We start from the raw sequence: 4,992 nt of genomic DNA on the forward strand, positions 1-4,992 counted from the left end.
CATAATTACAGGACATTTGAAGAGCTTTCTAAAGCAATAAATCAATACATTTATTTTTATAATCATAATCGATACCAGGAACGATTAAACGGCCTCAGTCCGATGGAATACAGGACAAAGGCCGCCTAGATCATTTTTATTATTTCCACTGTCTACTTGACAGGGGGCAGTTCATCAAGTTCGGGTTTTTGTTCATGTGAAAAGTTGGTTCATATGACGCTCTGTCATAATACTCTGAATAAGTAGGAAATTTGCCGCTGAAACAAATAATAACAACAAATCGTGGAGGTTACTCCTGAGATTTGTTGATTAAATCCTTTTTATCGACAAATCGGCCGCTGTGCCCTTGAGATTTGTTGATTAAATCCTTTTTATCGACAAATCTATCGCTGTTACTCCTGAGATTTGTTGATTAAATCCTTTTTATCGACAAATCTATCGCTGTTGCTCCTAAGATTTGTTGATTAAATCCTTTTAATCAACAAATCTTTGAGGCTGCTCTTGAGATTTGTTGATTATCGGCAAACCTTTAGCATCACAGCATGAATCTGTTGATAAGAACCAATATATATACCAACAATCTATAATTGCAAAAAGAGAATTCCCTTTCTCAGTGACCTCAGCTCAAGCTGTTCCCGCAAGTGTCTTCGCACTTTGATTTTGCTTAGTCTGTGCGTTCAGTTCTTCAATATAGTATTATTCTTGTTTTTGGTCGGACTTTTTAGCTTTACACCTTTTCTCTCAAATATGCCATCCAGTAGAAGCAGCCGACAAAAATTGCTCCTCCCACTGCATTTCCAAGAAATACAGCTGCAAAGTTGTAAAGATATTCCCACCAGCTAAAATAACCGGCAAAGATGGCAGCAGGAATAACAAACATGTTGGCTACAACGTGTTGAAAGCCAATCGCAACGAATGCCATGATCGGAAACCATATACCTAGAATTTTACCTGCCACATCATCCGCACTGTAGCATAGCCAAACAGCCAGACATACAAGCCAGTTTGCACCAACACCAGAAACAAAGGCTTCAAGAAAAGAGGCCTCGATTTTATGTGCGGCAATCGAGACAGTGGCATCTAAATATGGTCCAGTTTCCGTTAATCCCAGAAAATGTCCAAAAAAGTAGGCTACAAAGATGGAACCGACAAAATTACTCACGGTGATAATGGACCAGTTTTTAATAACATGTATTGTTTTAATTTTTCCGGCAAATCTGGCGGTTGCTACTGCCATCATATTCCCTGTCAAGAGCTCACCACCGGCAATTAAGACAAAGACGAGTCCGACTGGGAATACTGCACCGCCAATAAAGGCAGACATAGATCCCCAGATTGCTTCTGGTAAATTACCAGTGATTCTTATATCCAATAAGAATCCAAACGAGATATAAGCTCCTGCTAAAAAACCAAGAATAATCGTAGTTGTAATAGGAAGGTGAACTTTTTTCTCACCATTTTCCATGGCTATCTGTGCAGTTTTTTTGGGAGCATGGAAGGCCATTTTTTCACCAGCTTTCTTTTTAGTCTTTGATAATACGTTCAGGATGTGTATAAATATTTAAACGTTCATTTCGGATAAAGCCAACGGTTGTAATGCCTAGATCATCTGCAAGTTTCAATGCCAAGGACGTAGGAGCAGATTTTGACAAAAGCAGACCTGCACCGATTTTTGCCACCTTTAATACAATCTCTGATGATATTCTGCCACTGAAGACGATTACCTTATCAGACAATGTGATGCGTTTTTCAAGACAATGTCCATAGATCTTGTCTAAAGCATTGTGTCTCCCAATATCGGTACGAGAAAGAAGTAATTTATCTGTTGTTCCAAGTGCGGCATTATGAAAACCTCCAGTTAAGCGGAACAAAGAGGATTGGTTCTGTAATTCATCCATTAAGTTCAAGCATTGTTGAACGGATAGTTGGAGGTGATGACCAATTGTCTTTGCTGTAAGGACATCATTTTGAAAATAAAATTGTCTGCTTTTTCCGCAGCATGAGCCAATAAACCGTTTGGACACAGTATGTTTGTTCCTTATTTTTTTGTTTTTCAATTCCACATAAGCAAAGCCTTGATCTTGATCGATATTCAATGATTCAATTTGGGATATAGAACGGATAATTCCTTCTGAAGCTAAGAATCCTAACACAAGTTCCTTTAAGTAGTCCGGAGAACATACCATTGTTGCAAATTCTTCTCCATCTAACTGGATGGTTAAAGGGAACTCTACTGCGGCATTATCCTCTGTTTCATCTAAATGAGTACCATCAAATTTAACTACCGATATTTTTTCCACATTCACCATAACCACATCTCCATGACTAGCTGGTATTTTTAACAGGGGAGCATCTGAATAATTAGTAAAACATAGGCAAAGACATATCTCTGCTTCTATGGCTAACACTTGATTATTATTAACTTTGCCAAAAACAAAGATAATTATTGGTAGTACATTAAAATTTCATAAAAAAAAGGCGTTTACCAGCCGATTGCCGGTAAATGCCTTCTTTTCATGCTAGAAACAGTCTTAGCACCCTTTTGTTACTGCATCTTTATAGTTTTGAGACATAAATTCTTTTTCTCTATCAATAATCTTATCTACTTTTCGTTTTGAACCTTCTGCCCATTGAGCGTTTACATAAGCACTTACTACTTTTTTCGCAACTTCAGGTCCAACAATTTGTGCTCCCATTGTAAGGATTTGAGCATTGTTACTTAATTGAGCGCGTTCAGCAGAATACTCGTCATGAGCTAAAGCTGCACGAATGCCAGGATATTTATTCGCTGCAACACAAACACCGATTCCTGTACCACATAATAAAATTCCACGATCTACATCTTCTTTGCTTACTGCTTCAGCAACTTCGAAAGCAACGTCCGGATAATCCACCGCATCTTCTGAGTGACAACCGAAATCTTTTACTTCGATTCCTAAATCCTCTAAATGTTCTTTTATAATTGTTTTTAATTTAAATGCATTATTATCGCTACCTAAACCAATTTTCATTTTATATAGCCTCCCTAGTAATCACAAATATTTAACAACTCTTATATTATTATATTTTTTCGTTTTTATCAACAATTAATTTCATTTATTTTCGTTTTTATTAAAAATATGAAAAAGATTCAAAATAGAAACCTGTATTGGCAAGCATCTGGCTTATGTGAAAAAATCTTTGCTGCAGAAGGGATTGTTTTCATTTTTGGAGGGAATATAAGAAGGGAAACGCATAAAGTAGTGATAATTTTAATTAAAAACGAAAGTAAAGAAAAGAAATTGACAATTAATAAAAAAGAATGTATGCTTATGTTAATTCAAGAAATAAACAATGATTAGTGAGGAGCGAGTAAGTTGACTGAAATTAAAAAACCTATCGTAGCAATAACAATTGGTGATCCAGCAGGAATTGGTCCTGAAATAACTGCAGATACTGTAATGGAAAAAAGAGTGTATGATGAATGTAACCCATTTCTTATTGGGTCAGTTGATATAGTACAAAGAGCTTTAGATGTGAAAAACAGCAATTTTAAAATTAACAAAATTACAAAACCGTCAGAAGGAAAGTTCGAATACGGTACAATCGATGTTTTAGAAACAAAAGAATATGACACTTCAAGCATTGAGTATGGAAAAGTGCAAAAACTAGCTGGTGAAATGTCTTATGATTATGTTCTTAAATCTATTGAATTAGGATTAAGTGGTGAGATTGATATTGTTTCAACAGCACCTATTCATAAAGAAGCGATTAAACTTGCTGGTTGTAAGCATGAAGGTCATACAGAAGTGTATGGTGCAGAAACAAACTCTGATTATGCTTTAACAATGTTTAACTGTCATAATATGAAAGTATTCTTCGTTTCAAGACACAAATCATTGGTAGATGCATGTCGTTACGCTACAAAAGAACGCGTATTGGATACGCTTCGTCAAATTGATACAGAATTAAAAGGAATTGGTTATACAAATCCAGAAATTACTTTAGCTGCACTAAACCCGCATGCGTCAGATAATGGATTATTTGGAACAGAAGAGCAGGAACATTTAATTCCTGCAGTAGAAGCTGCAAAAGCGGAAGGTATGAACGTTGTTGGTCCAGTACCTGCTGATTCTGTGTTCCATTTAGGATTACAAGGAAGATATGATGCGATTCTTTCTCTATATCATGATCAAGGACATATCGCTTGTAAAACATATGATTTTGAAAAATCGATTACAATTACATGGGGCTTGCCATTTATGAGAAGTTCTGTTGACCATGGTACTGCTTTTGATATTGCTGGTAAGAATATTGCAGGTTCTGTAAGTATGATTGAATCTACATTGGTTCCAGTTTCTTATTGGAAAATGCAGCAAGAGGCTAAACAAGAACAAGCATAAGTGCTTACGATAAGACAGGAGCGGTGACAGCCTTTCCTGTCTTATCTATTCCTATTGATTGTTAGAAGATTACAGTCTCTTTCAATCAATATGAAAGAGGTTCACGATTGTAATCGTTTGCCAAGATGGCTGCAAGGATGTGTGCATAAGGAGGATATCATGAAAAAATTTGGAATTGTAGCAGATGACTTAACTGGTGCAACAACAGTAGGGGTATTGCTGGCTAAGGCAGGTGTCCAGACAGCTGCTTTCTTTTCTGAAGAGGATTTAGCTGACAGCAGCAATCAGGATGCTTATATTCTGAGTACAGACAGCAGAGCACTAGCAGAAACTGATGCTGCAGCCAGAGTTAGAAGTGCTGTACAACACTTAAAAAAACAAGGGGTTACCAATTACACGAAACGGATTGACACAACACTACGAGGAAATATTGGAGCAGAAGTCGATGCGATGTTAGAGGAATTGGATAATGATACCATTGCTGTTATGGTGCCATCCATGCCTCAGTCGAACCGTATACTAGTCGGCGGATATTCGCTCATAAATGGGGTTCCTTTATCATTAACACCAGTGGCAAATGATGTAAGGACACCAGTAACAGAAACTCATT

The 4,992-nt window shown here is 36.9% G+C and carries 6 protein-coding genes; 3 read left to right on the forward strand and 3 right to left on the reverse strand.

What is annotated here, in order from left to right:
* Positions 1-129, forward strand: a 129-nt coding sequence (locus F9U64_RS12380) for an IS3 family transposase (protein ID WP_153402748.1), incomplete at its 5' end; no start/stop codon positions are given.
* A 598-nt stretch (positions 130-727) separates the two neighbouring features.
* On the opposite strand, the gene F9U64_RS12385 is transcribed toward F9U64_RS12380, so the two are convergent.
* The 3 genes from F9U64_RS12385 to rpiB all read right to left on the reverse strand — a co-directional run bounded on the left by F9U64_RS12385 (position 728) and on the right by rpiB (position 3,011).
* Positions 728-1,504 carry a formate/nitrite transporter family protein gene (locus F9U64_RS12385; RefSeq protein WP_153403871.1) on the reverse strand — a complete coding sequence of 259 codons (777 nt, stop codon included), beginning with the start codon at positions 1,502-1,504 and terminating at the stop codon, positions 728-730.
* 19 nt (positions 1,505-1,523) lie between these two features.
* Positions 1,524-2,309 carry a formate dehydrogenase accessory sulfurtransferase FdhD gene (fdhD, locus tag F9U64_RS12390; protein ID WP_153403874.1) on the reverse strand — a complete coding sequence of 262 codons (786 nt, stop codon included), beginning with the start codon at positions 2,307-2,309 and terminating at the stop codon, positions 1,524-1,526.
* A 222-nt stretch (positions 2,310-2,531) separates the two neighbouring features.
* Entirely contained in the window at positions 2,532-3,011 is a 480-nt protein-coding gene (rpiB, locus tag F9U64_RS12395; RefSeq protein ID WP_153403877.1) for a ribose 5-phosphate isomerase B, read from the reverse strand.
* A gap of 345 nt (positions 3,012-3,356) precedes the next feature.
* Here rpiB and pdxA point away from each other — a divergent pair, with 345 nt between their 5' ends.
* Both pdxA and F9U64_RS23025 read left to right on the forward strand, forming a co-directional pair.
* A complete protein-coding gene (gene pdxA, locus F9U64_RS12400) occupies positions 3,357-4,382 on the forward strand; it encodes a 4-hydroxythreonine-4-phosphate dehydrogenase PdxA (protein ID WP_153403880.1) in 1,026 nt (341 codons plus the stop codon).
* Positions 4,383-4,541: 159 nt separating this feature from the next.
* Positions 4,542-4,992: four-carbon acid sugar kinase family protein (locus F9U64_RS23025; protein ID WP_228275696.1), on the forward strand; the 451-nt coding region annotated here is incomplete at its 3' end.

This window comes from Gracilibacillus oryzae, assembly GCF_009498735.1.
Classification (GTDB): Bacteria; Bacillota; Bacilli; order Bacillales; family Amphibacillaceae; genus Gracilibacillus; species Gracilibacillus oryzae.